The sequence below is a fragment of the Rhizobium sp. NZLR1b genome (genome assembly GCF_019685155.1).
Lineage (GTDB): Bacteria > Pseudomonadota > Alphaproteobacteria > Rhizobiales > Rhizobiaceae > Rhizobium.
Map to the genome: position 1 here is coordinate 1 of NZ_JABDWC010000004.1, position 23,707 is coordinate 23,707.

Consider the following 23,707-nt stretch of genomic DNA (forward strand, 5'->3'; position numbering starts at 1 on the left):
CGTAATCCATCGAAAAGGGGGCGGCGACCGGTGGAAAATCGGCGCCGATCTCGGTGCCCGAAAGACCCTCTTCCGAGATGAACGAGACGCGCATGAAGAACTTGCCGGTATCGAGATCGTCGAACTGTGAGCTGTCGATGATGTTGCAGCCCTTGTCGGCCAGATAACTCGAAATCGCCGCCACGATGCCGCGCGTCGACTTGCAGGATACGGTGAGTACGACGTTTTTCATGCTGTCTTTTCCTTCACGAGATCAGGTGCCGAGGATGCGATCACGCCGAGCTTGTCAGCCCGGCGTGTCGGCGGTCTTCGAAGACATCGGTCGGCCGCTCAGATGTCGAGCGTGCTGTCGCGTTCCCACTGGGTGAAATGCGAGCAGTAGGCATTCCATTCCCGATGCTTGAGCTTCAGGTAGGCGGAGGAAAATTCTGCCCCCATCGCCTGCTTCAGGCCCTCGTCGGCATCGTAGGCGCGTAGCGCATCGAGCAGGTTGAGGGGCAGGCGCGGCGCGTCCTTCACCAGATGCCCCTCGGCATACATGTCGATATCGTAGTGGCGGCCGGGGTCTGCCTGACTGCGGATGCCGTTAAGGCCGGCGGCGATGATGATCGCCTGCAGCAGGTAGGGATTAACAGCCCCGTCCGGCAGGCGCAGCTCGAAACGTCCCGGTCCCGGCACGCGCACCATGTGGGTGCGGTTGTTGCCGGTCCAGGTCACGGTGTTCGGCGACCAGGTGGCGCCCGATGTGGTGCGCGGCGCGTTGATGCGCTTGTAGGAATTGACCGTCGGATTGGTGACCGCGGCAAGCGCAGAGGCATGTTTCATGATGCCGCCGAGGAACGTCTTACCCTGAGCCGAGAGCCCAAAGGCCATTTCCTTGTCGGCGAAGGCGTTGACCTTGCCATCGATGTCCCAAACCGAGATGTGGGCGTGGCAGCCATTTCCGGTCAGGCCCTTGAAGGGCTTCGGCATGAAGGTGGCGCGAAGGCCATGCTTTTCGGCGACCGACTTGACCATGAACTTGAAGAAGGAGTGCTTGTCTGCGGTCTGAAGCGCGTCGTCATATTCCCAGTTCATCTCGAACTGGCCGTTGGCATCCTCGTGGTCGTTCTGATAGGGCTTCCAGCCGAGCTCGAGCATGTAGTCGCAGATCTCGGCGATCACATCGTAGCGACGCATCACGGCCTGCTGATCGTAGCAGGGCTTTTCGGCGGTATCGAACTGGTCCGAAATCACCGAACCATCCGCAGAGATCAGAAAGAACTCGGGCTCCACACCGGTTTTTACCCGCAGCCCTTCTTTCGCAGCCTCAGCAACCAGCCTTTTCAAGAGCACACGTGGTGCCTGTTCGACAGGCTGATCGTCCATCACGCAGTCGGCTGCGACCCATGCGACGTCTTTCTTCCATGGGAGCTGGATGACGGAGGACGCATCGGGAACCGCGAACAGGTCGGGATGGGCCGGCGTCAGATCGAGCCAGGTTGCAAAGCCCGCGAAGCCGGCGCCGTCTTTCTGCATATCGGCAATGGCTTGCGCCGGGACCAGCTTGGCGCGTTGGCCGCCGAACAGGTCGGTGTAGCTGATCATGAAATATTTGATGCCTTTTTCGGAGGCGTATTGCGAGAGGTCCAGTGTCACGTTTGTCCCCTTGTATTGATCTTAGACACTTGATGATGAAGCCGGTCGCATCCTCCCAAACGCGCCCGGCCGGTGTTTTTTAGAAACCGGTCTTGCCGGGGATCCAGTTGGTGCCGGCGAGCGGCACTTGCGCCATGGCCGATGCCTCGATCGTCAATGCAACGAGGTCTTCCGGCTCGAGGTTATGCAGGTGGTTCTTGCCGCAGGCACGCGCGATCGTCTGCGCCTCGAGCGTCATGACCTTGAGATAGTTGGCAAGGCGGCGACCGGCCGCAATCGGGTCGAGGCGTTTTGCGAGCTCCGGATCCTGGGTGGTGATGCCGGCCGGATCCTTCCCTTCATGCCAGTCGTCATAGGCGCCGGCCGTCGTGCCGAGCTTTTGATATTCCTCTTCCCAGTGCGGATCATTATCGCCGATGGCGACGAGTGCCGCCGTGCCGATGGCGACCGCGTCGGCGCCGAGCGCCAGCGCCTTGGCGACGTCGGCGCCGGAACGGATGCCGCCCGAAACGATCAGCTGCACCTTGCGATGCATGCCGAGATCCTGCAGCGCCTGGACGGCCGGACGAATACAGGCGAGTGTCGGCATGCCGACATTCTCGATGAAGACGTCCTGCGTCGCCGCCGTGCCGCCCTGCATACCGTCGAGCACGACGACGTCGGCACCCGCCTTCACGGCAAGGGCGGTGTCGTAATAGGGACGCGCGCCACCGACCTTGACGTAGATCGGCTTTTCCCAATCGGTGATTTCGCGCAGCTCCATGATCTTGATTTCCAGATCATCGGGGCCGGTCCAGTCGGGATGGCGGCAGGCCGAGCGCTGGTCGATGCCCTTCGGCAGGTTGCGCATATTGGCAACGCGGTCGGAGATCTTCTGGCCGAGCAACATGCCCCCGCCGCCGGGTTTGGCGCCCTGGCCGACTACGACTTCGATGGCATCGGCGCGGCGCAGGTCTTTCGGGTTCATACCGTAGCGGGAGGGCAGATATTGGTAGACCAGCGTCTGCGAATGGCCGCGTTCCTCATCGGTCATGCCACCGTCGCCTGTCGTGGTCGAGGTGCCGGCGATGGTCGCACCGCGACCGAGCGCTTCCTTGGCATTGCCGGACAGCGCGCCGAAGCTCATGCCCGCAATGGTGATCGGCGTCTTGAGCGTGATCGGCTTCTTAGCGAAACGTGAGCCGAGGACGACTGTCGTGTCGCACTTTTCCCGATAACCTTCGAGCGGATAGCGCGAGATCGAGGCGCCGAGAAACAGCAGATCGTCGAAATGCGGAACCTTGCGCTTGGTGCCGGCACCGCGAATGTCATAGATACCGGTCGCCGCCGCGCGGCGGATTTCTGCAAGCGTATAGTCATCGAACGTCGCGGACTTGCGTGGCGGGGTATAAGGATTGTGATAGCTCATGGGTGTCCCTCGCTTCAGTACGCGTCGGCGTTGTCGATGTTGAAATTGTAGAGCTTGCGAGCCGAGCCGTAGCGCTTGAACTCTTCGGGCCTGACGTCAGTCACGCCTGCTTTGTCGAGCAACTCGGCAAGCTTTTCCAGATGCTCCGGCCTCATCTCTTTCTCGATGCAGTCGGAGCCGAGGCTCTTGACCTCGCCGCGGACAAAAAGCTTGGCTTCGTAGAGCGAATCCCCCAGCGCATCGCCGGCGTCGCCGAGCACGACGAGATGGCCGGACTGTCCCATGAAGGCCGACATGTGGCCGATGCTGCCGTGAACGACGATGTCGATGCCCTTCATCGAAATGCCGCAGCGCGACGCCGCATTGCCCTTGATGACGAGCAGGCCGCCGCGGCCGGTGGCACCGGCATACTGGCTGGCGTCGCCCTCGATGACGACAGTGCCCGACATCATGTTTTCGGCAACGCCCGGACCGGCCGAGCCATGAACCGTGACCCTGCCGCCGTCATTCATGCCGGCGCAGTAATAGCCAACCGATCCCTTAACGGCGACCGTGACGGGGCTGTCGATACCAACGGCAACGGAATGACTGCCGCGCGGGTTGATGACTTCGAATTCAGTGTCGTTGGCACCCTTGGAAAGGGCGTGCAGCGCGCTGTTCAGTTCGCGAAGAGGGGTGTTGGAAAGATCGAATGTCGGCATTGCATCCTCGTTGGTCCGGGAGACGGTTTGAGCCGCTCCTGCATTCAGGCGCCCCTCAGGCGGCCTTGTCGTGATCCCAGAAGTAAACGGTGGCCGGCTCCGGCTCCCAGACACGGGCGTTCTCGATGCCGGGAAGGTTGACCAGCGCGCGGTATTCCGAGCCGAAGGCGACATACTGGTCGGTCTCGGCCATGACGGCGGGCTTGCAAGCGATCGGGTCGCGCACCACCCCGAAGCCGGACTTGGTGCCGACGACGAAGGTGAAGAAGCCGTCGAGATCATCGAGCGCGCCGGTCAATGCCTGGCCGAGATCCTTGCCTTTGGCCATTTCGGCCGTCAGATAGGCGGCGGCGACTTCGGAATCGTTCTGCGTCTCGAAGGTCATGCCTTCACGAACCAGTTCGCGGCGCAGGTTGTTGTGGTTGGACAGCGAGCCGTTGTGCACCAGGCACTGGTCGGCGCCGGTCGAGAACGGATGGGCGCCGAGCGTGGTGACCGCGGATTCCGTCGCCATGCGGGTATGGCCAATGCCGTGGGTGCCGCTCATGGCGCGGACATCGAACCGCTTCACGACATCTTTCGGAAGACCGATTTCCTTGTAAATCTCGACGCTTTCGCCCGATCCCATCAGACGGACCGTCGGGCGGATCTCTTCGAGCGCCTTGCGCACGGTTCCAAGCTTGGAGGCATCAAGCTCGATGACCGCATGTGTGCTCTTGATCGACAAGTCGGCTTTGATGCCGGCCTTCGCAAGGTCACCGGCGAGGCCTTCGAAGTCCACGCTGGGATTGGCGGACTGGATGGTAATTTTCGCTTTTCCCTCGGTCGAGCCGCCATAGATTGCGATGCCGGCTGAGTCCGGTCCGCGATCCGTCATGGTGATCAGCATATCCGAGAGCAGATTTCCCAGCTGAGGTTCAAGGCTCTTGTCCTTGAGGAACAATCCAACAATGCCGCACATAGCGTGTGCCTCCGTTCATGGTAAGAAAGGACTAGCAGGACTATTTGTCGACTTCAACTAGGAAGAATAAATTTTTCTTTTAAGGCAAGTCAGCTTCTGGAGTTCTGCTGTGGATAGCTGATGATCGAGAGGTATTTGCTCGGCAGTTCCACCAGTTGTTCCGGCCCATGCGGCGCATCGGCATCGAAGAACAGGCTGTCGCCCGGCTGCATCTGGAAAAGCTGATCGCCATGGCGGTAGATGACCTCGCCTTCGAGCATGTAGAGAAATTCCATGCCCTCGTGCTGGAAGGTTGGGAAGGTGTCGGAATCGGCCGTCAGGGTGATGAGATAGGGTTCGACGATGACGCCGCTGGTATTATTGTCGATATGGCCGAGCAGATTATATTGATGGCCGGCGCGCGTGCCGCGCCGTTCGAGCTCGATGCCCTGCCCCGCCTTGACGAAGACGGCATTGCGCGGTTCCTCAAAGCGGCGGAAAAAGGCGGTCATCGGCACGCCCAGCGCCCGCGACAGCGATTGCAGCGTCGTCAGCGACGGCGAGATGTTGCCGTTCTCGATCTTCGACAGCATGCCGAGCGAAATGCCGGTCGCGGCCGCCAGATCGGTGACCGTGATGCCGAGTTTCTTGCGGTAGGCGCGCACCTCATGGCCGATCGCCATTTCGAGGTTGTTTTCCTTCGGCTCGCGAACAGCGTGTGGATCCTGGGAAAAGGGAGCGCGTTCGCTCTGCGCCTGTTCCAGTTGCTTCGCCGCTTCAAGCTTGGATTTCATGCTGCCGCCTTCGCGTTGTTAAGAGGCAACCCTATCGCCCTAGTGAAATTTTCTCAACCGTGAAGAAAACCTATTCGCGCCGCGCCTCACGCGGCGCGATGCCGTAGACTGTGCGGAACATCCGGGAAAAGTGGCTAAGACTGGAAAAGCCGGTGGCGACAGCGATCTCCGAGACGGAAAGCGGGCTCTGCTTCAGCAGGCGATGGGCATGCTGCAGCCTGATCCTATGATACTGATCGAGGAAGCTGGTCTTAAGATGGGCGGAAAAGAGCCGGTCGAGATGGCGGACGGTGACGCCGGCGATGCGCGCCATGGCGGCGCGGTCGAGCGGCATCTCGATCGTCTCCTCCATCCGTTCGAGAACGCTGAGCAGACCGGGATGGTGGACGCCGTAGCGTTCGGCGAGCGACGCGCGCTGGGGGGCGGCGGGCTCGTTGACCTCTGTGTGAAGATACCAGTCGCTGACGCGGCGGGCAAAATCCGGTCCCATGCGCTCGGCGATCAGCACATGCATCATGTCGAGCGGCGCGATACCGCCGCCGCAGGTGATCCGGTTGCCGTCGATCATGAAGCGCGCCTGGCGCGGCGACAGATCGGGAAAAGCCTCGAGAAGGGCGGCCGCATGTTCCCAGTGGATGGTAAAATCGCGGCCGGCCAGCAGTCCGGCCGCGGCCATCAGATAGGGCCCGCCCGAAATGCCGCCGATCCTCACACCTTCGCGCGATAACTGCCGCAGACAGGCAAGCACGCCGGGATAACGCCAGTCGCGCGGCAAGCCGCCGGCGCAGACGAAGGCCGTGCCGAGGCCGGAACCCCTGGCCGGAAGCGGTTCTGCGGGCACGCTGACGCCCGAGGAGGAGCGCGCCGGCTCCCCGTCCGGCGAAAAGATCGACAGGCGATAGATTTCGCGCCCGGCCAGAAGGTTTGCCGCCCGCAACGGCTCGGTCGCCGAGGCATAGGACATCAGCGCGAATCCGGGGATCAGGATGAAGCCGATCTCCTGGACATTTTTACTATCGGTGGAGGACATGTCTCTTTTCTAACCATTCATGTCCTTATTGCGCAAGTCGATCGTGCTCTTTCTGGCATCATGCAGCGGTTCTTATCGGATTGACCCATGCGCTATTCCGCTCTTTCGATCTTTCTCAACGGCCTTCGCGGCAACAAAAGCTGGGCGCCCGCGTGGCGCGATCCGGCGCCGAAGCCGCATTACGACGTCATCATCGTCGGCGGCGGCGGTCACGGCCTTGCCACCGCCTATTATCTTGCCAAGGAATTCGGCATCACCAATGTCGCCGTCCTTGAAAAGGGGTATCTCGGCTCCGGCAACGTCGGCAGGAACACGACGATCATTCGCTCGAACTACCTGCTGCCCGGCAACAATCCCTTCTACGAACTGTCGATGAAGCTGTGGGAAGGCTTGGAGCAGGACTTCAACTTCAACGCCATGGTCTCGCAGCGCGGCGTCCTCAACCTCTTCCATTCCGACGCGCAGCGGGATGCCTATACGCGCCGCGGCAACGCCATGCGGCTGCACGGCGTCGATGCCGAGCTTCTCGACCGACAGGCGGTGCGCAAAAAACTGCCCTTCCTCGATTTCGACAATGCCCGTTTCCCCCTGATGGGCGCTTTGTACCAACCGCGCGGCGGCACGGTACGCCACGATGCGGTCGCCTGGGGTTATGCGCGCGGCGCCGACAGCCGCGGCGTCGATATTATCACCCAGTGCGAGGTGACCGGCATCCGCAGCGAAAACGGTAAGGTTACCGGCGTCGAGACCAGCAGGGGCTTCATCGGCTGCGGCAAGTTGGCGCTGGCGGCGGCCGGCAATTCCACCGTCGTCGCCGACATGGCCGGCCTTCGCCTGCCGATCGAAAGCCATGTGCTGCAGGCCTTCGTCTCCGAAGGGCTGAAACCCTTCATAGACAATGTCGTCACCTTCGGCGCCGGCCATTTCTACGTCTCCCAGTCGGACAAGGGCGGGCTCGTCTTCGGCGGCGATATCGACGGTTATAATTCCTATGCCCAGCGCGGCAATCTGGCCTCGGTCGAGCATGTCGCCGAAGCCGGGCTGGCGATGATCCCTTCCCTGTCGCGGGTGCGTTACCTGCGCTCATGGGGCGGGGTGATGGACATGAGCATGGATGGCTCGCCGATCATCGACCGCACCCATATCGACAATCTCTATCTCAATGCCGGCTGGTGTTACGGCGGCTTCAAGGCGACGCCCGCCTCCGGCTTCTGCTACGCCCATCTGATCGCCCGCAACACGCCGCATCAGACGGCCCGCGCCTTCCGGCTCGACCGGTTCGCCCGCGGCTATCCGATCGACGAAAAGGGCGTCGGCGCCCAGCCCAATCTGCACTGAGGACATTTGACGATGGCAAGCCTGATTTCATGTCCCCATTGCGGCGCCCGGCCCAAGGAGGAATTCTCGATCCGCGGCGATGCCGGCCTTATCAGACCGGCGCCGGATGCCGGCGTGGAGGCCTGGTTCGACTATGTCTATCTGCGCGACAATCCGCGTGGCAGCCACAGCGAATACTGGCACCATTCCTCTGGATGCCGCCGCTGGCTGATCGTCGAACGTGATACCGTCACCCATGTGGTTCATGGCGTCAGGGATGCCGCGCTTTCGAAGCTTGGCGGGGACCTGGCATGACGAGCTTCCGTCTTTCCTCCGGCGGGCGCATCGACCGCGCCACGACACTCGGCTTCACTTTCGACGGCAAGGCGCTCGCAGGCCATCCGGGTGATACGCTCGCCTCGGCGCTGCTTGCCAACGGCATCCAACTCGTCGGCCGCAGTTTCAAATACCACCGCCCGCGCGGTATCCTGACGGCCGGGGCTGCCGAACCGAACGCGCTGGTCACGACAGGCAGCGGCGGCCGAACCGAGCCCAATACGCGCGCGACGATGATCGAGCTTCACCAGGGGCTGGCGGCCAAGAGCCAGAACCGCTGGCCCTCGCTCGGTTTCGATGTCGGCGCCGTCAACGGGCTGCTCTCGCCCTTCCTCAGCGCCGGCTTCTACTACAAGACCTTCATGTGGCCGGCGGCGCTGTGGGAAAAGCTCTACGAGCCGGTGATCCGCAAAGCGGCGGGCCTCGGCAGAGCCTCCTATGAGGCCGATCCCGATGCCTACGAGAAATGCTGGGCGCATTGCGATCTGCTGGTGATCGGCGCCGGTGCTGCCGGCCTTGCCGCGGCACTCACCGCCGGCCGCGCCGGCGCCCGCGTCATCCTCGCCGACGAAGGGCCCGAACTCGGCGGCAGCCTGCTTTCCGATAGCGGCACGATCGAGGGCAAGCCGGCAGACATGCTTCTCGGCGAGCTGCTGGCAGAGCTGGAAGGGCTTTCGAATGTGCGCCGCCTGCCGCGCATGACCGTGTTCGGCTGGTACGACGATAATGTTTTCGGCGCCGTCGAACGGGTGCAGAAGCATGTGGCGATGCCCGATCCGGACCGTCCGGTCGAACGCTTGTGGCGCATCGTCGCCCGCCAGGCGATCCTGGCGACAGGCGCCGAGGAGCGGCCCCTGGTCTTCGGCGGCAACGATATTCCCGGCGTGATGATGGCCGGCGCCATGCGCAGCTATCTCAACCGGCAGGCAGTGGCCCCAGGCAAAAGCACGGTAATCTTCACCACCGACGATTCTGGTTACCGCACCGCCGCCGACCTTGAAGCCGCCGCCCTTCAGGTCGCGGCGATCGTCGACAGCCGCGCCGATGCGGGCAAGGGCTGGCAGGGCCGCGCCGAGGTGCTGAAGGGCGCCCGGGTGATCGACGCGTTTGGTGGCCAGCGCCTCAACGGCGTCAGCGTCGAAACCGCAAACGGCACCCGCCGCATCGACGCCGATGCGCTTGCCATGTCGGGCGGCTGGAGCCCGATCATCCATCTTGCCTGCCATCGCGGCGGCAAGCCGCAATGGTCGGACGAGACCGCGGCGTTTCTGGCGCCGGCCGGACAGGACGGTCTTGCCGTTGCCGGCTCGGCTGCCGGTCTTGCCGAAACCGCGGCCTGCCTCGGTGATGGCGCCGCAAAGGCAGCTGCCGCGTTGAAGGCGATTGGCTTCACAGCGGCGGAACCGGCCTTTGCCGTAGCTTCCGAGACGGTTGCCCCGGCAAAGCCGCTCTGGTCGGTCAAGGGTTCGAAGGGCAAGGCTTTCGTCGATTATCAGAACGACGTGCATCTCAAGGATCTCGGCCTTGCCGTGCGCGAAGGCTACGGCCATGTCGAGCTCGCCAAGCGTTATACGACGAGCGGCATGGCGACCGACCAGGGCAAGCTTTCCCACATCAACGCCATCGGCATCCTGGCCGAGGCGCGCGGCGTGTCGCCGGCCGAGGTGGGAACGACAACCTTCCGGCCCTTCTATACGCCGGTCTCCTTCGGTGCTTTGACCGGGACATCGCGCGGCAAACATTTCCAGCCGGGGCGCAAATCGCCGCTGCATGGCTGGGCTGAGAAGAACGGCGCGGTCTTCGTCGAAACCGGCCTCTGGTACCGTTCCTCCTGGTTCCCGCGCGCCGGCGAAACGACATGGCGCGACAGCGTCGATCGCGAAGTGCTGAACATCCGGAGGAATGCCGGCCTCTGCGACGTCTCGACCCTCGGCAAGATCGAAATCTTCGGCCGCGATGCCGCGGCCTTCCTCGACCGCATCTATTGCAACGGCTTCGCCAAGCTTGCTCTGGGCAAGGCGCGTTATGGCATCATGCTACGCGAGGACGGCTTCATCTATGACGACGGCACCACCAGCCGCTTCAGCGACGAGCATTTCTTCATGACGACGACGACGGCGCTTGCCGCCGGCGTGCTCACCCATCTCGAATTTTGCGCCCAGACGCTATGGCCGGAACTCGACGTCTGCTTCGCCTCGTCGACCGATCAATGGGCGCAGATGGCCGTTGCCGGGCCGAAGTCGCGCGCCATCCTTTCGGAGATCGTCGACGAGGATCTATCGGATGCGGCCTTCCCGTTCATGAGCGCCCGAAAGGTTTCGCTGTTCGGCGGCCGCCTCGAAGGCCGGCTCTTCCGCATCTCCTTCTCGGGCGAACTCGCCTACGAGCTTGCGGTGCCGGCCGGTTACGGCGAGGACGTTGCCGACGCGATCATGGCGGCGGGCGAGAAACACGGCATCTGCGCCTATGGCACCGAAGCGCTCGGCGTTCTGCGCATCGAGAAAGGCCATGTCACCCATGCCGAGATCAACGGCACGGTCACACCAGGCGATCTTGGCTTCGGCCGCATGGTGTCATCGACCAAGCCGGATTTCATCGGCAAGGCGATGCTCGCCCGCGAAGGCCTGCAGGACCCGGAACGGCCGCGCCTCGTCGGCGTCAAGCCGCTCAATCCGGCAAGCGGCTTTCGCACCGGCTCGCATATCCTTGTCGAGGCTGATGCAGCGACGCTCGAAAACGACCAGGGCTACGTCACATCAAGCGCATTCTCGCCGACGCTCGGCCATACGATCGGCCTGGCTCTGGTCAGGCGCGGGCCGGAGCGCATCGGTGAAAAGGTGACGGTCTGGAACGGCCTGCGCAACGAATATACCGATGCGGTGCTCTGCCATCCTGTCTTCGTCAATCCTGAAAACGAGAAGCTCCATGCTTGATCTTCCTCAGCACAGACCGGTTCTCGCCGGGGCAGCATATGCCGGTATCTCAGCGGCAGACATCCGGCTGGAAGCCTTGCCGGAAGGCCATCTGCTACACGTACTGGGCACGATCGAGCCGGCGGCACTTGCCGCCGAACTGGTCAAAGCCGGCTTTGCAAACAGTTCGATCCGCAAGGCCGGCTTCCGGCAATGGTTCGTCGCCGGCGACGAGCCGCTTACGCCCGCCGGTCTCGATACTCTTACGGCAGCGCTTGCCGGAAAAGCCTTCGTCATGGACCAAAGCCACGGACGTGTCCGCATCGGCGTTTCCGGCCGGTCTTCGCGGCTGCTTCTTGCAAAGGGCACCGCCGTCGATCTCGATCCTGCCATCTTCCCGGAAGGTCGTTCGGCGATGGCGATGGTCGGTCATCTCTCGGTGCAGATCGCCCGCACCGGCGATGACAGCTTCGAGCTGACGGTTCTGCGCAGCTTCGCCGAAAGTCTCTGGGACGAACTCACCCATATGGCGGCGAGTGCCGAAAAGGATGGCGGCGTATAAGGGCCGTCCTTCCCGCCAATACCGAGCGCATTGCATCTCTCTCCAGATGTCCGCGCAGCCCTGACCGCCGGCAGATTGACATGGCAATACCGGGTTCTTATGTTACATGTAACGCGGCAATGGAGTTCGTCATGGCAACGCCGGTCAACGAAAGAGTTCAAAAGCGCCGCGAGGCTTTGCGGGCCGCTGGACTGCGTCCCGTGCAAATATGGGTTCCGGATACCCGTCGCCCTGGTTTTGCCGACGAATGCCATCGTCAGTCCGTTCAGACAGCTCTTGCCGATGCAGGCGATCGCGATTTGCAGGATTTCCTCGATGCCGCTCTCGCCGACATGGACCATGATGGTGAAGCGTGAGGCGCGGTGACATCGTAACCGTTGCCATCACCGGCGATTTCGGCAAACCGCGTCCGGCGCTCATCATCCAGGCGGATCAGTTTGACGCAACCGGCACGGTTACCGTGCTGCCGATTTCCGGCACCCTCATCGACGCGCCGCTCATTCGGCCGACAATCGAGCCGACAGCGCTCAGCGGTTTGCGCAAAGCCTCGCAGGTGAAGGTGGACAAAAGCATGTCGGTGAAACGGGAACGAATTGGGCCGATAATCGGTCGCCTGGAAGACGATGCTCTCTTGGCAGTCACAAGATCGCTCGCCGTGTTTTTGGGTATCGCCTAACCGTAAATCCTAACTCGCTTTCCACCAGGCGGCGTCCGCCGATGGACTTCAAGCCGTTTCCCGCGCGGCGGCACCTATCCATTCGGGGCGTTCTGCGCCTTGCAGCTCTTCGATCGCATCGGCGGCAAAGCTCGGCACGACACCGGTCCACAGCAATGCGCCGTCGGGATTGGAATGGCCGTCGCCCTCGAGCTTGTAGATGCTCTCGACGATATATTGGCCGTCATTGTTCAGGCCCTTGATCTCGGAAATCTCGATCACCCGGCGTCTCCCGGTGCGCTTGAAACGGGCGATCTGCACGACGACGTCGACCGCCGAGGCGATCTGGGCGCGCAGCGGCCGGAGCGGCATGTCGATATCCGACATCAGCGCCAGCGTCTCCAGCCGGTGCAGGGAGTCGTAGGGCGTGTTCGCGTGAACCGTCGAAAGGCTGCCGCTATGGCCTGATGTCATCGCCTGGATCATATCCAGCGCCTCGCCGCCGCGGCACTCGCCGACGATGACGCGGTCGGGCCGCATGCGCAGCGATGAGCGGAACAGGTCGCGGATGCTGGCGCCGCCGCGGCCGAAACGGTCGGGCTTGGTGACTTCGAGATAGACGACGTGTTCCTTGCGGATCTGCAATTCGGACGTGTCTTCGATGACGATGATGCGCTCGTGGTCGGCAAAGGCCTCCGACAGCGCGTTCAGCATCGTCGTTTTGCCGGTGCCGGTGCCGCCGGAAATGATGACGTTCTTCTGCAGCCCGACGGCCGCCTGCAGCAGCGATAGCGACCCCTCGGTCAGGCTGCCCTGGGTGACGAGGTCGCGGATGCTGCGATGTTCTTTCAAAAAGCGGCGAATGGAGATGCAGAGCCCGGTGCGGGACGCGGGCGGCTGAATCATCTGCACGCGCGAGCCATCCGGCAAACGCGCTTCGACGCTCGGCTCCTCCGGCGTCAGTCGCTTGCCGGAGAATTGCGCGATGCTGCGCGCAGCCGATTCCAGGTCCTCGCGGCTGGCAAAACGCGTATCGGCGCGTTCGAGCTTGCCGCGCCTTTCGACGAAGATGTTGGATGTCCCATTGATCAGGATTTCGGAAACGCTCGGATCATCGAGCAGGAAGCGGATCGGGCCCAAGAGCTTGTCCAGTGCCCGGGTCAGGACCTGGAAGGTCGCCTGTTCGGCGGCGTCGTCGGAAACGGCCTTCATCAGAGCGGCATCCCCACAAGAACCGTGCTCATGCCGAACAATGTCGCCATCATCTGGACCGCGGTCGGAAAGAACATCATCAGTGGAATGAGGACCAATGCAAGTATCAAGATGCTGCTCATCGTTTCCATCGTTTTCTCTCCGGATCGACTAGCGGATCATACCCGCCATTGCAGGAAAGCTTAATCCAGATCGTCAAGCAACGCCATGGCCGCGTCGCGCTGAGACAGCCCAGATGACCCCTGCAGGCGCCTTCTTCTATCACCTTGAAAGAATTGACCAATTATGGAGCAGTAGACAAGTCGCCACAAGATCGTCGCAGACTTCCCTTCTTGAGGTAAAACTGCAGCGTATTCAATCGGTTAGTTGCGAAATCCCGGCGTCAACTCCGTTTTCCCACGCCATGCCTCCAAGGCAATTGGAACCCTTCGTTTCGTTTGCTTGACGGAGGGCTGGCCTTGGGCGCACTCTTGGGTCTTAATGGTGTTGCTCAACAAGCGTTGGCCGCCGGGGAAGAAAAGCTGAAGCAGAACATATCATTGGAACGAGCAACGTGCTCGTTCGGATCGATACCGTATGCTTGGTAATCTTCTCTCAGGTCTTCGATCCGAAACAACCCTAGGAACGAGGAATACGCAGATGTTTGGAAAACTCAAGACACTCGCAATTGCACTTCACCAGGACGAGCGCGGCGACATGGCCCAGATCGTTCTCGCCGTCGCCCTGATCGTCATTCCGCTGATGCTGATCCTGCTCGCATTCGGCAAACAGATCGGCGAATGGTTCAACGAAAAGAACACGGCGCTCTCGGATGCCGAGAGAATTCCCGAGCCGGGTCAATAAGTGGGCCGGGATCATGGATACGACCTATGATCTGACCCTGATGCCTGCGGCGGCGGCTCTTGCCGTCGCCTGCGCCACGACCGCGGCGGTGCTCGATCACCGCCAGGGTCACATCCCGAACGCCGTGACCTATCCCTGCTTGCTTGCCGGCTTCATGCTGGCGGCAGTCAGCGGCGGTCTGGCCGGGATCGGCCTTGCCTTCGCCGGCCTCATTGCGGCCGGCATGATCTTCATCATCGCCTTCGCAGCCGGAAGCTGCGGCGGCGGCGATGTCAAGCTGATGGCGGCGCTCGGCGCCATTCTCGGCCTCTGGCCGGCCATCGACGTGACGCTTGCATCGCTGATGGTCGGCGGCGTGATCGCCGTCTTCTCGATGGCGCGGCGTGTTCAGTGGAGCGTGCTGGCCAGGACCGTCGGATTGTTCGCCCTGCTTCTGCCTGCCGGTTTCCGCGATGCCGCTTCGGTGCTGAAGCCACGCGAGACACATCATACCGTCCGCTTCGGCGTTGCTGCCGCTCTCGGACTTCTCTGGTGCCTTTTCATGCCTGATTTCACCCCTCTTTCACTCGTGAGGTAACGGCAATGCGCGCTGAACTCGAACGCCCCATCTTCGACGGTGCCTTCTGGAGTTCGATCCTGCACTCACGGACCTTCTGGATCCCTGAGGATCACGGCGCGCTCTTCGGGACCTTTGCGATTGCGATGATTTTGCTTGCCTCGATGCTGCTGCTGCCGCGGCTTTCCGCCCGCCGGCGCCGGATATCGGAGCTGCACGGCGATATCTCCGGCAGCACGACGATGATGGATTTCGTGCTCGTCACCCCGGTCTTCGTCTTCTTCATGTTCGTGGTGTTCCAATTCGCGATCCTGGCCAAAAACCACCTCTTCACCCATTATGCCGCTTATGCGGCGGCCCGCAGTGCCCGGGTCTATTTCTGCCCGGCCCTGCCGATCACCCTCCGGAGCTTCATCGACGCCAAGACCTGCGATGACGACGCTGCCCCGGGGAAGGCCGATCTTGCCGCCCGCCTGGCATTGATCCCGGCCGCCCCCTACGACCAGCTGAAATGTGTCGGCGCCTGTCAGCCGCCGGAAGAGGCGCTGAAAAGCCTTGCCGATGCCTCCGGCCTTTCGAAGAACTGGCGCGCAATGCGCAACCAGGCTCGCTACATGTTCGACCCGCAGAACGTCACGGTGACCGTCGACCGCGCGCCTATGGCGCTCTATGCCGCCATCAACCGCTCGCCGCATGTGCCGGTGACCGCCAGGGTCGAAGCGCGCTTCCTGCTGCTCGAATATGCCGGCTGGGTCTTTGCCCGCGGCCAGAGGAAAGACGGCCGCTACTACACGATCTCGACGGCGGAGGTGAACCTGCTATGACGCCGACCCTGATCAAACGCCTGCACCGCGACGAACGCGGCTTCCTGTCGCCGATCATCCTCTACATGACGATCGCGCTCGCCCTGATGATCGTATGGATCCTGAATACGGGACAGTTGATCTACGACAAGCAGCGCACCCAGGACACGGCAGACGCTGCCGCTATGGTCCATGCCGACTGGGAAGCGCGCTATCTCAACATCATGGCGATGAACAACGTCGCCTCCTCGCAGGCAACCGTGGTCATGGCGACCTCGGTCGCCTTCCAGCTCACCTCGGCGGAACTGGCGCTGCGCTCGGGCGTCATTTTGGCGAAACTCGCCGAATACTCTTTCACGGACGGCTTCGGACCGGCGTCGCTTCTGCCGCCGCTTCCGCCGATGCCCTATTGCCCCGGCTGGGAAAAGGTCCCGATCGTCGGCGGCATCATCTACGGCGCTTGCCTGGCTTTCCAGGGGTTCCGGGCGACGGAGGCCAGTCTTGCGATTGCATACACGGTAAAAGCACAGATCGATTATGATCCCTGGGGCCTGATCGTGAAGTCTAGCGACATCATCGACGCGATGAACGACCTCAATGACTACCTGGTCGAGAGCTTTCCGCAGCGGGTCGGCAATGAGGCCCTGCATCTGGTGCGCCTGAACAAGTCGGATCATGTCGTCTTCCATCCGCCGTGCGTATCCTGCGACCAGGCCGGAGAAGGTGCGGGCGGTAACCTGCCGGTCGATCGCGATGGCATCAATCCCGCCTCGGCCTATGCTGAAATGTGCCTTGCGATGAGCAGGGGTACGGAGGGACAGGACCCGTTTCTGATGCGTGGCGAGTATGCCAACCGCGGCTTCCCCAACGGCAAGGGCCCGCTGACCGCGGGCGGAGTCGACGGCAGCCATATTCGCGACTTTGTCAACCACAAGAGTGGCATCGACAATGCACTGGTGAACTTCTACATCTTTTACGAAGCCTTCGGCCCGGCCTACCTGAGCAAGGTCCCGTTCAAGGCAATCGTCGAACAATTCGCCGGTGATCTCAGCTGGCTGGAAGAAGCAGCCCTCGATGTCAGCTTCTGGCTGGCGGACAAGGTCTTCGGTGTCGGGTTCGGCATCGTGAACCCCTTCCAGCTGCCGATCGACGTGCCGCCGCGCTATTCGGACTCACAGACAAAAGATGAGAACGATTTCACCCGCAAGTTCGACATGATCTGGAACCAGGTCTGCGGCCCGGCGGGTGGCGCGATCTCCGTGGCGGGTGTTGACCTGCCGGTCATCTCCTTCCCCAAGCCTTACTGGCTGAAGGGACGCATACCCTTCAACTTCACGCCGTTTGGCGGCGAACAACTCGACGACTACCAGACACTGGCGATCGTTTCACGCGCGCCGCGCGCCCGGCTGCAGATCCGCATCTTCAAGGACAAGACGGCATCCGCCTATGCCTTGGCGCAGAGCTGGGTCCACAACTATACGGCCTTCGATCTCTACACCCAAGACTGGCTGGCATCGCTTGCGCCTGCCACGCTTGCCGACGATACCGGCGAGGTTTCGAACACCATCAAGCAGAGCCCGGCCGCCGATAGTTTCACCGGCCTGACCCGCGTCTTCGACAAGGGAGGAGCCAATGCCTGGGCTGCCGTCAACACACACTGAACATGCCGGCGGCGCGCCGGCCGGCGGCCTGCTGATGCGGCTGCATCGCGACAGGCGCGGCCTGGCCTCGATCGAATTCGTGCTCGCAGCACCGGTCATCCTGCTGATCGTGATCTTCATGATCCACGCAAACCGGATTTCCACCAAGAAGGTGGGAACCATGCTTGCCATGCGCAACGCCGCTTTCGCCGAGGCGAATGGGCTGGACTGCACGTCGGATTTCTCCAACGTCTTTCCAATCCCGTCCCTGCCGGCGCTGCCCGGAAGTGACGCCATGAGCTGCTCGCGCACGCCCTCGCATGAAGGCGACGGCGACCCTCAGCGCACCTTTGTCTGGGACGACGTCCAGAACACGCTGAAGAGCGACGGTCGCGATTTCGGCGATATGGTCGGCGACCTCGCCAATGAGAAGCCGCAGCTGGTCACCGCGACGGCCGACCGGGTCTACAAGTTCAGGGATTCCGACGACCTCGATACGATCAGGAGCATCCGCTGGAAGGATGCGTTCACGGTGGACGACGCAACGCTGTTTGCCTCGCACAACAACAATACGACGCGCCGAGGCTATGACCCGACACTGCGCCGGGAAATCCGCGATGTGGCCGACGATTCCGGCGATCTCTTCGACGGCGTCTTTCCGGGAGCGAAATAGGATGAGACAGGGAGCGCGCATCTCCATCCGTTTCGCCGGCCATCTCACTGGTTTGGCGCTCGTCATCGGGCTCGCTGCCATGGTCGTGGCCAAACCAGGCCATGCGGAGGTCTACAAGGATTTCCGGGCGACGCTGAATTCGATGCTGGCCGGCATTCTCGGCGCACCGGAACGTTCGCCGCGCGATCTCGTCATCAACGGCCAGCCGCTCGAATTCACGCCCTATCAGAGCGATCGCAGCATTTCCGAAATCACCGACGAATGGCTGCGGGTGCTGGCCGTCAATACCCGGCCTGCCCTGCCGAAAAGCAACGACAGCCAAGAACTGACCGCGGTCATTGCCGCCAACATGCTGATCGTCCCGAAGACCAGCCGCATCCGAGACGATCTCGCCGTGGTGGTTCGGTTCTTCGACGGCGACGGCGAGGCAGCCCTCGATTATCTCAGACGGCAGGACCCGGCAAATCCCTCGGCGAGAGCACCGATCCCCGGCGTCTCGATCATGATCCGCCGGCCCGCCGATGCGCCGGTGACAGAGGTGCTGATGAGCCGCTTCGAGGACGTCGCTTCGTCCCTGCCGGCCTTCGCGGCTTCGGCCGATGTCAGCAAGCTGCCGCCGTCGCTGCGTCCGCCGGCCGGCGTCGAGGTGCTGAGCGATATCGGCGACCGCGACAAGGGCCACACGTCGCGCACGGTCGTGTCGAAAGGCCGGCTATCGGCCGTACGCTGGGCCGATGCGCGCGCCGAGCTGCTGGCCCGTGACGGCTTCACCATCGAGGCGCCGCCGGCTGAGCGCGGCGGGGTCACCGCCCTTTATGGCCGGCGCGGCAGCGTCGAGGCCAATGTTCTCTACACCAGCAGCAAGACCGACGGCCGGACCGTCGAGGTCATTCAAATCAGGCAACCCTTCCTCGAAGGAACAACACCATGAACTGGAAGCTCATCGCGGCTGTCATCGTCGGGCTCATCACCGGCGTTCTGCTCTACTTCTGGACCGAGAGCGTCAAGAACGAGCAGGTAGCCTATGCCTTCATGCGGCTCCAGCCCGACAGGAAGGTGACGCGAGGTCAAGCGATCACGCCCGACATGCTCGCCGAACCGGTCATGCTGCCGGAAAGCTTCGGGGCGCTCGCCAAGCTCGCGGTTCCCGCGGCCAGCGCTTACCAGGAATGGCTGAAGGACAGGACGGCCGCCGCCGACATTCCCGCCGGCTCGGTGCTGCTGTTCCAGTATTTCGACGATAATGACGGCGGACGCCTGACGACGATGATCGCGCCCGGCAAGCGGGCGCTCACCCTTCCCGTCAATGCGGCCGCAGCCGTCGGCCACTTCGTCGAGCCGGGCAGCTATGTCGATATCCTCGGCACGGTCGATGAACCGGTCGAACCCGTCGCACCTGCCGCTGCAGCCCAGCCGGGAACCCCCGGCCAGGCGCCTGCCGCGCCCGGACAAGCCCCGACTGTGGCCGGACAGCCGCAGGCTCCGGCCCAGCCGCAGTCGCCGGCCGAGCAGATGCTGAAGAACTATCTCAACCAATATCCAGGGGCCGACGAGAATGACGTCAACGCCTACCGCAAACAGGCGCAAGACTATAAACTCGGCATGAGCTCGCGCACCCGCGTCGTCACCCGCACCTTCCTGCAGAATGTCAAAGTGCTGGCCGTCGGCGCGGCGACGACGGCGGAAGGTGCCATTACCAAGGCCAACAGCACGTACAATAACGTGACCGTCGAAGTGACACCGTCGGAAGCCGAAATGCTGATTTTTGCCATGGGCCAGTCGAACGGCAGTCTGAACCTCGTGCTGCGCAATCCCGCCGACAATACCGTCGAGGAACTGCCGAGCATCAACTGGACGCGTATGTGACCGTCGCGGAGGAGTGAGCCATGCTGTTGAAGATTTCCTATGAGGATGGCAGCGGCCGGGAGGTGATCCCGCTTTCTTCGAATGAGACCTATTTCGTCGGCGAAAGCAGCACGCTGACGCTGCCGGCCGGCGCCGGGGTCGTGCGGCTGCGCGGCAGCCACGTCTCTTCGCCGCAATTCGTGCTGCGCAAGTCCGGTCAGGGCTGGTCGGTGCAGCATCACGGCCGCAATCCGACGCGTGTCGACGACCAGCCGCTTCGGGCCGGCACGCCGGTTGCGATCTCGGCCGGCATGTCGATCTGGGTGCCGAACGTCACGATCGAACTCGTCGAGCCGACCGCGGCCGCCGAAGTCGTGACGCAGTTTCCGGACCAGGAGCGGGTGCTGGCGCTGCAGATGGAAGTCCATGAGCGATTGCTAAAAGACACGCAATATGACCGGCTGGTGAAATCCTCCGATTTCGGCCGCGAGGACACGCGAAACCGCATCCGCGAACGGCTCGACATGTTCATCAAGGAGGCGCTCGACAGTGCGCCGCAGGATCTGGTCATCCTCGTCATCAAGAACGCCGTCTATCGGTGGCTGGCAAAACGCATTGCCCGCACCGGGCGGCGCGATGCTTCGTCGAATGCCGCAAGCCTATCGCGCGAGGAGCAGGACAATCGCCGGCTGTTCGACGTCGGCAAGGCGCTGATCTCGGCGCTGCAGCTGAAGCTGAATTTCGAATCCACCCGCGCCGACTTCGCCCAGCTCGACACGCGGTTCAGCGCCGCCTTCCAGTCCCGCCAGGCCCTCTTCAACGCCGGCGACCGCTACGAGATCGCCCATATGCATCTGCGCTCCAATATCGAGGAGCTGATGTACCGCTGGGGGACGATCTCGGAGCTGATGGATCTCGACGTCATCTCGGAAATCATGGTGACGCGTTATGACGAGATCTATGTCGAAAAATTCGGCCTGCTGGAACGGTATCCCTTCGCCTTTGCCAATGAGCGGCAGTTGATGAAGGTGATCGAGCGCATCGCCGTCGATTCCAACCGCTCGATCAACGAGAGCGAGGCGATGGCCGACTTCCGCATGCCGGATGGATCGCGCGTCAACGCCGTGATCCCGCCGCTGGCGGTCAAGGGCGCCTGCCTGACCATCCGCAAGTTCGGCGGCAAGTCGCGTCTCGATATCAGCAAGCTGGTTACCGCCGGCGCGCTCAGCGAGCCGATGCGCGCCTTTCTTGAGGCGGCCGTCCGCTCGCGCAAGAACATCGTCGTCTCCGGCGGCACCGGCTCCGGCAAGACGACGCTGTTGAACAGCCTGTCGCAGTTCATCCCGATCGGCGAACGCGTCGTTGCCGTCGAGGACACGTCGGAACTGCAGCTCGACGGCATCCATGTGGTCTATCTGCAATCGCGGCCGAAGACGGCGGAATCCGAAACCAGCGTTACCATCCGCGACCTGGTGCGCAACGCGCTGCGCATGCGCCCCGACCGCATCATCGTCGGCGAGTGCCGGGGTGCCGAGGCGATCGACATGCTGCAGGCGATGAACACCGGCCATGCCGGCTCGATGACGACGGCGCATGCCAATACGCCGCAGGACATGATGACCCGGCTTGAGGTGATGGTGCTGCAGGGTCAGAGCTCGCTGCCGGTCATGGCGATCCGCCAGCAGATCGTCGCCGCCGTCGAACTCGTCGTCCAGCTCAACCGTCTGGCGAATGGCCGGCGTGCGGTGACCGAGATTTCCGAGGTGATCGGCATCGATCCGGATACCGGTCTGGTCATCGTCGAGCCGATCTTCCATCTGGTCGGCCGCGCCGGCGGCCAGGCGGTGCATGCCTTTACAGGCTACCTGCCGAGCTTCGTCGCCGAACTCGTCGAGTTCGGGGAAGACGGCGAAATCGAAAAACTCGATATGTTCGTTTAGAGCGGTTCAGGTTTTGCGGAAGCGCAGAACCGCTCTAAGCTTTTGTTTTTACGCAATTCCCGGCAAAAGGGCTTTGCGGTTTGCCTGGGAAAACCGCTTCGCACTTTTCCTGGAATTGCTCTGAGGGGGAAGCAATGTATATCAGCATTCTGCAGATTTTTACGGTCGCCCTTGGCGCGGTGACGGCGGGGCTGCTCGTCTGGGGCGCGCCGGTGCACTGGCCGGCGCCGCTGCTGCGCGCCACCGAACGTGATATTGCGCTGGCCAGCGAGGCAGCACAGGTCTTTGGGCGTGATGCCGTTCCGCCGTATACGATGATCCTTGCCTACGCCATCACGGCGATCGTCGTCTTCATCGTCGTCTCGCTGATCTTCGGGCCGATCTTCGGCATCGTCGTTGCCATCCCGGTCGCCTTGTTCCTGCCTAAGGCGGTGATCCGCCACTTCCTGCACCGGCGCTGGCTGCAGATCGAATCGCAGCTTCCCTATGCCGTCGACCAGATCGTCTCGGCGGTGCGCACCGGCAAGCCGCTCGCCGTGGCCGTCAATGCGGTGGCCGATACCGGCCAGATGCCGGCCTCGCGCGAATTCGAGCGCATCGCCCGCGAACAGAAGCTCGGCATCGGCCTGGTCGAGGCGCTCGACCGCCACGCCCGCACCGTGCCGAGCCTGCACTTCAAGATGGTCGATGCGGCCCTCGGTCTGTTTGCCCGCCAAGGCGGCGATATTTCCGAGCCGCTGACCGAAATGTCGAAATCCTTCAAGGAAATCTGGAAGCTCGATCAGAAGATCACCACCTCGTCGTCGCAGGCGCGCATGAATTTCCGCGTCGTCAACGGCGGCGCGCTGTTCATGATCCTGATGATCTTCTTCGGGCAGCCTGAATTGATCGACAAGGTGTTCGGCAACGCCATCGGCATCGTCATCGCGATCGTCGGCGCCATTCTCTATGCCACCGGCTTCTTCTGGATGCGCTCGATGATGAAGGTGTCGGTCTGATGTCTCAAATTCCTCTCGCCCCGATTGCGGTGGTTTTTGCCGGCATTACCGCGGCCCTCTTCGTCTGGTGGATCGGCGATCTGCTCGGCAGCATCCAGGTGGTGCGCCGATCCCGCGGCGGCGATGGCCCGCCGCCGAATATCGTCGACAGCATCGGCATGCGCACGCCGGTCGAATTCGTGCTGCTGCACTTCGAGCCGCTGCTGGAAGATTACGGCGTCCAGCTCGAGCAGAAGCTGATCTATGGCGGCCGGCCGTTCGGCGGCGTCACCGGGCGGGAATATATCGCGCTTCTCGTTGTCCTCAGCCTCTTCGGCTTCGTCCTGCTCGGCGTGCTGTTCGGCATTGCCAGCGGCAGCATCATCGGCGGCCTGGTCGCCGGTCTGATCCTCGGGCTGATCCCCGCCATCTATTTCTGGGTGGTCGCCGACGACAAGATGCAGGATCGCAAGGAACGCATTTCGCGCGAATTTCCCTATTTCCTCGATCTCGTCGTCATGACGCAGCAGGCGCAGGCGACCCTGCCGGAAAGCCTGCGGCTTTATGCCGAGGCGGCACCCGGCACGGTGATGAGCGAAGAGATCGATCAGACGCTGAAGGACGTGGCGCTCGGCACCGGCATGGTCGAGGCGCTGCAGCGCCTGGAGCGGCGCATGACTGCCGAGGAGGTCATCCGCGTCATCCGTGCGGTGATCCAGGGCGAGGTCGAGGGCAGCAACCGCGTCGAGCTTCTGCGCGAACATGCGCGCGACCTGCGCTTCCGCCGCTGGGAAAAGGCCGACAGGGCCAGTGAAAAGCTGAAAGCCAAGATCGTCATGCCGGCGATGATGATCGTCGTGTCGATCCTGCTTCTGGTGCTGGCGCCGGCAATTGTCGAGATGATGTCGAGTGGGATGTTCTGATC

24 protein-coding genes are annotated in these 23,707 nt (G+C 62.6%); 16 read left to right on the forward strand and 8 right to left on the reverse strand.

Going from position 1 to position 23,707, the window contains the following annotated elements; all coding sequences use genetic code 11:
- The 7 genes from HJB84_RS06700 to HJB84_RS06730 form a co-directional block, all read right to left on the reverse strand.
- On the reverse strand, window positions 1–232 hold a 232-nt coding region (locus HJB84_RS06700), incomplete at its 3' end, for an ACT domain-containing protein (protein ID WP_221115552.1).
- A gap of 98 nt (window positions 233–330) precedes the next feature.
- A complete protein-coding gene (gene glnT, locus HJB84_RS06705) occupies window positions 331–1,638 on the reverse strand; it encodes a type III glutamate--ammonia ligase (RefSeq protein WP_207585328.1) in 1,308 nt (435 codons plus the stop codon).
- A 79-nt stretch (window positions 1,639–1,717) separates the two neighbouring features.
- Window positions 1,718–3,046, reverse strand: coding sequence for an FMN-binding glutamate synthase family protein (locus tag HJB84_RS06710; RefSeq protein WP_164015812.1), 1,329 nt, complete (start codon window positions 3,044–3,046; stop codon window positions 1,718–1,720).
- Window positions 3,047–3,060: 14 nt separating this feature from the next.
- Window positions 3,061–3,747: a GXGXG domain-containing protein gene (locus HJB84_RS06715; protein WP_207585329.1), complete on the reverse strand. Its 687-nt coding sequence runs from the start codon at window positions 3,745–3,747 to the stop codon at window positions 3,061–3,063.
- Window positions 3,748–3,802: 55 nt separating this feature from the next.
- Window positions 3,803–4,708 (reverse strand): glutamine amidotransferase family protein, encoded by a 906-nt coding sequence (locus HJB84_RS06720; protein WP_221115553.1) that lies wholly within the window; start codon window positions 4,706–4,708, stop codon window positions 3,803–3,805.
- 89 nt (window positions 4,709–4,797) lie between these two features.
- Complete coding sequence (locus HJB84_RS06725; RefSeq protein ID WP_207585331.1) at window positions 4,798–5,481, reverse strand: helix-turn-helix domain-containing protein; 684 nt, start codon at window positions 5,479–5,481, stop codon at window positions 4,798–4,800.
- A 70-nt stretch (window positions 5,482–5,551) separates the two neighbouring features.
- Window positions 5,552–6,511 carry a GlxA family transcriptional regulator gene (locus HJB84_RS06730; protein ID WP_207585332.1) on the reverse strand — a complete coding sequence of 320 codons (960 nt, stop codon included), beginning with the start codon at window positions 6,509–6,511 and terminating at the stop codon, window positions 5,552–5,554.
- An 87-nt stretch (window positions 6,512–6,598) separates the two neighbouring features.
- Here HJB84_RS06730 and HJB84_RS06735 point away from each other — a divergent pair, with 87 nt between their 5' ends.
- The 6 genes from HJB84_RS06735 (at window position 6,599) to HJB84_RS06760 (ending at window position 12,314) form a co-directional block, all read left to right on the forward strand.
- Window positions 6,599–7,849 (forward strand): sarcosine oxidase subunit beta family protein, encoded by a 1,251-nt coding sequence (locus tag HJB84_RS06735; RefSeq protein WP_207585333.1) that lies wholly within the window; start codon window positions 6,599–6,601, stop codon window positions 7,847–7,849.
- 12 nt (window positions 7,850–7,861) lie between these two features.
- Window positions 7,862–8,143, forward strand: coding sequence for a sarcosine oxidase subunit delta (locus tag HJB84_RS06740; RefSeq protein WP_207585334.1), 282 nt, complete (start codon window positions 7,862–7,864; stop codon window positions 8,141–8,143).
- Window positions 8,140–11,097, forward strand: coding sequence for a sarcosine oxidase subunit alpha family protein (locus HJB84_RS06745; RefSeq protein WP_221115554.1), 2,958 nt, complete (start codon window positions 8,140–8,142; stop codon window positions 11,095–11,097). The genes HJB84_RS06740 and HJB84_RS06745 overlap by 4 nt, the downstream gene beginning before the upstream one ends.
- Window positions 11,090–11,638: a sarcosine oxidase subunit gamma family protein gene (locus HJB84_RS06750; RefSeq protein ID WP_221115555.1), complete on the forward strand. Its 549-nt coding sequence runs from the start codon at window positions 11,090–11,092 to the stop codon at window positions 11,636–11,638. The genes HJB84_RS06745 and HJB84_RS06750 overlap by 8 nt, the downstream gene beginning before the upstream one ends.
- A 131-nt stretch (window positions 11,639–11,769) precedes the next feature.
- Complete coding sequence (locus tag HJB84_RS06755; RefSeq protein ID WP_207585337.1) at window positions 11,770–11,994, forward strand: antitoxin MazE family protein; 225 nt, start codon at window positions 11,770–11,772, stop codon at window positions 11,992–11,994.
- Window positions 11,991–12,314 carry a type II toxin-antitoxin system PemK/MazF family toxin gene (locus HJB84_RS06760; RefSeq protein ID WP_207585338.1) on the forward strand — a complete coding sequence of 108 codons (324 nt, stop codon included), beginning with the start codon at window positions 11,991–11,993 and terminating at the stop codon, window positions 12,312–12,314. Before HJB84_RS06755 ends, HJB84_RS06760 begins: the two co-directional genes overlap by 4 nt.
- 48 nt (window positions 12,315–12,362) lie before the next feature.
- Here HJB84_RS06760 and HJB84_RS06765 read toward each other — a convergent pair whose 3' ends face one another.
- On the reverse strand, window positions 12,363–13,652 hold the full coding sequence (locus HJB84_RS06765) for a CpaF family protein (RefSeq protein WP_246762889.1): 1,290 nt from the start codon (window positions 13,650–13,652) through the stop codon (window positions 12,363–12,365).
- A gap of 492 nt (window positions 13,653–14,144) precedes the next feature.
- Between HJB84_RS06765 and HJB84_RS06770 the strand changes: the two genes are divergently transcribed.
- The 10 genes from HJB84_RS06770 to HJB84_RS06815 all read left to right on the forward strand — a co-directional run bounded on the left by HJB84_RS06770 (window position 14,145) and on the right by HJB84_RS06815 (window position 23,705).
- Entirely contained in the window at window positions 14,145–14,348 is a 204-nt protein-coding gene (locus HJB84_RS06770; RefSeq protein WP_007628054.1) for a hypothetical protein, read from the forward strand.
- Window positions 14,349–14,361: 13 nt separating this feature from the next.
- A complete protein-coding gene (locus tag HJB84_RS06775; RefSeq protein ID WP_207585339.1) occupies window positions 14,362–14,925 on the forward strand; it encodes a prepilin peptidase in 564 nt (187 codons plus the stop codon).
- 5 nt (window positions 14,926–14,930) lie between these two features.
- Entirely contained in the window at window positions 14,931–15,728 is a 798-nt protein-coding gene (locus HJB84_RS06780; RefSeq protein WP_207585340.1) for a TadE/TadG family type IV pilus assembly protein, read from the forward strand.
- The gene (locus HJB84_RS06785; RefSeq protein WP_221115556.1) at window positions 15,725–17,368 is read left to right on the forward strand and encodes a pilus assembly protein TadG-related protein; all 1,644 of its coding nucleotides are present in this window, start codon (window positions 15,725–15,727) and stop codon (window positions 17,366–17,368) included. Before HJB84_RS06780 ends, HJB84_RS06785 begins: the two co-directional genes overlap by 4 nt.
- Window positions 17,340–18,020 (forward strand): TadE/TadG family type IV pilus assembly protein, encoded by a 681-nt coding sequence (locus HJB84_RS06790; protein ID WP_221115557.1) that lies wholly within the window; start codon window positions 17,340–17,342, stop codon window positions 18,018–18,020. Before HJB84_RS06785 ends, HJB84_RS06790 begins: the two co-directional genes overlap by 29 nt.
- A 1-nt stretch (window position 18,021) precedes the next feature.
- Window positions 18,022–18,951 carry a hypothetical protein gene (locus HJB84_RS06795; protein ID WP_221115558.1) on the forward strand — a complete coding sequence of 310 codons (930 nt, stop codon included), beginning with the start codon at window positions 18,022–18,024 and terminating at the stop codon, window positions 18,949–18,951.
- Entirely contained in the window at window positions 18,948–19,886 is a 939-nt protein-coding gene (locus HJB84_RS06800) for a Flp pilus assembly protein CpaB (protein WP_207585344.1), read from the forward strand. Before HJB84_RS06795 ends, HJB84_RS06800 begins: the two co-directional genes overlap by 4 nt.
- A gap of 20 nt (window positions 19,887–19,906) precedes the next feature.
- Window positions 19,907–21,805: an ATPase, T2SS/T4P/T4SS family gene (locus HJB84_RS06805; protein WP_207585345.1), complete on the forward strand. Its 1,899-nt coding sequence runs from the start codon at window positions 19,907–19,909 to the stop codon at window positions 21,803–21,805.
- A gap of 134 nt (window positions 21,806–21,939) precedes the next feature.
- Window positions 21,940–22,803 carry a type II secretion system F family protein gene (locus tag HJB84_RS06810; protein ID WP_221115559.1) on the forward strand — a complete coding sequence of 288 codons (864 nt, stop codon included), beginning with the start codon at window positions 21,940–21,942 and terminating at the stop codon, window positions 22,801–22,803.
- Complete coding sequence (locus tag HJB84_RS06815) at window positions 22,803–23,705, forward strand: type II secretion system F family protein (RefSeq protein WP_207585347.1); 903 nt, start codon at window positions 22,803–22,805, stop codon at window positions 23,703–23,705. Before HJB84_RS06810 ends, HJB84_RS06815 begins: the two co-directional genes overlap by 1 nt.
- The last annotated feature ends 2 nt before the right edge of the window (window positions 23,706–23,707 follow it).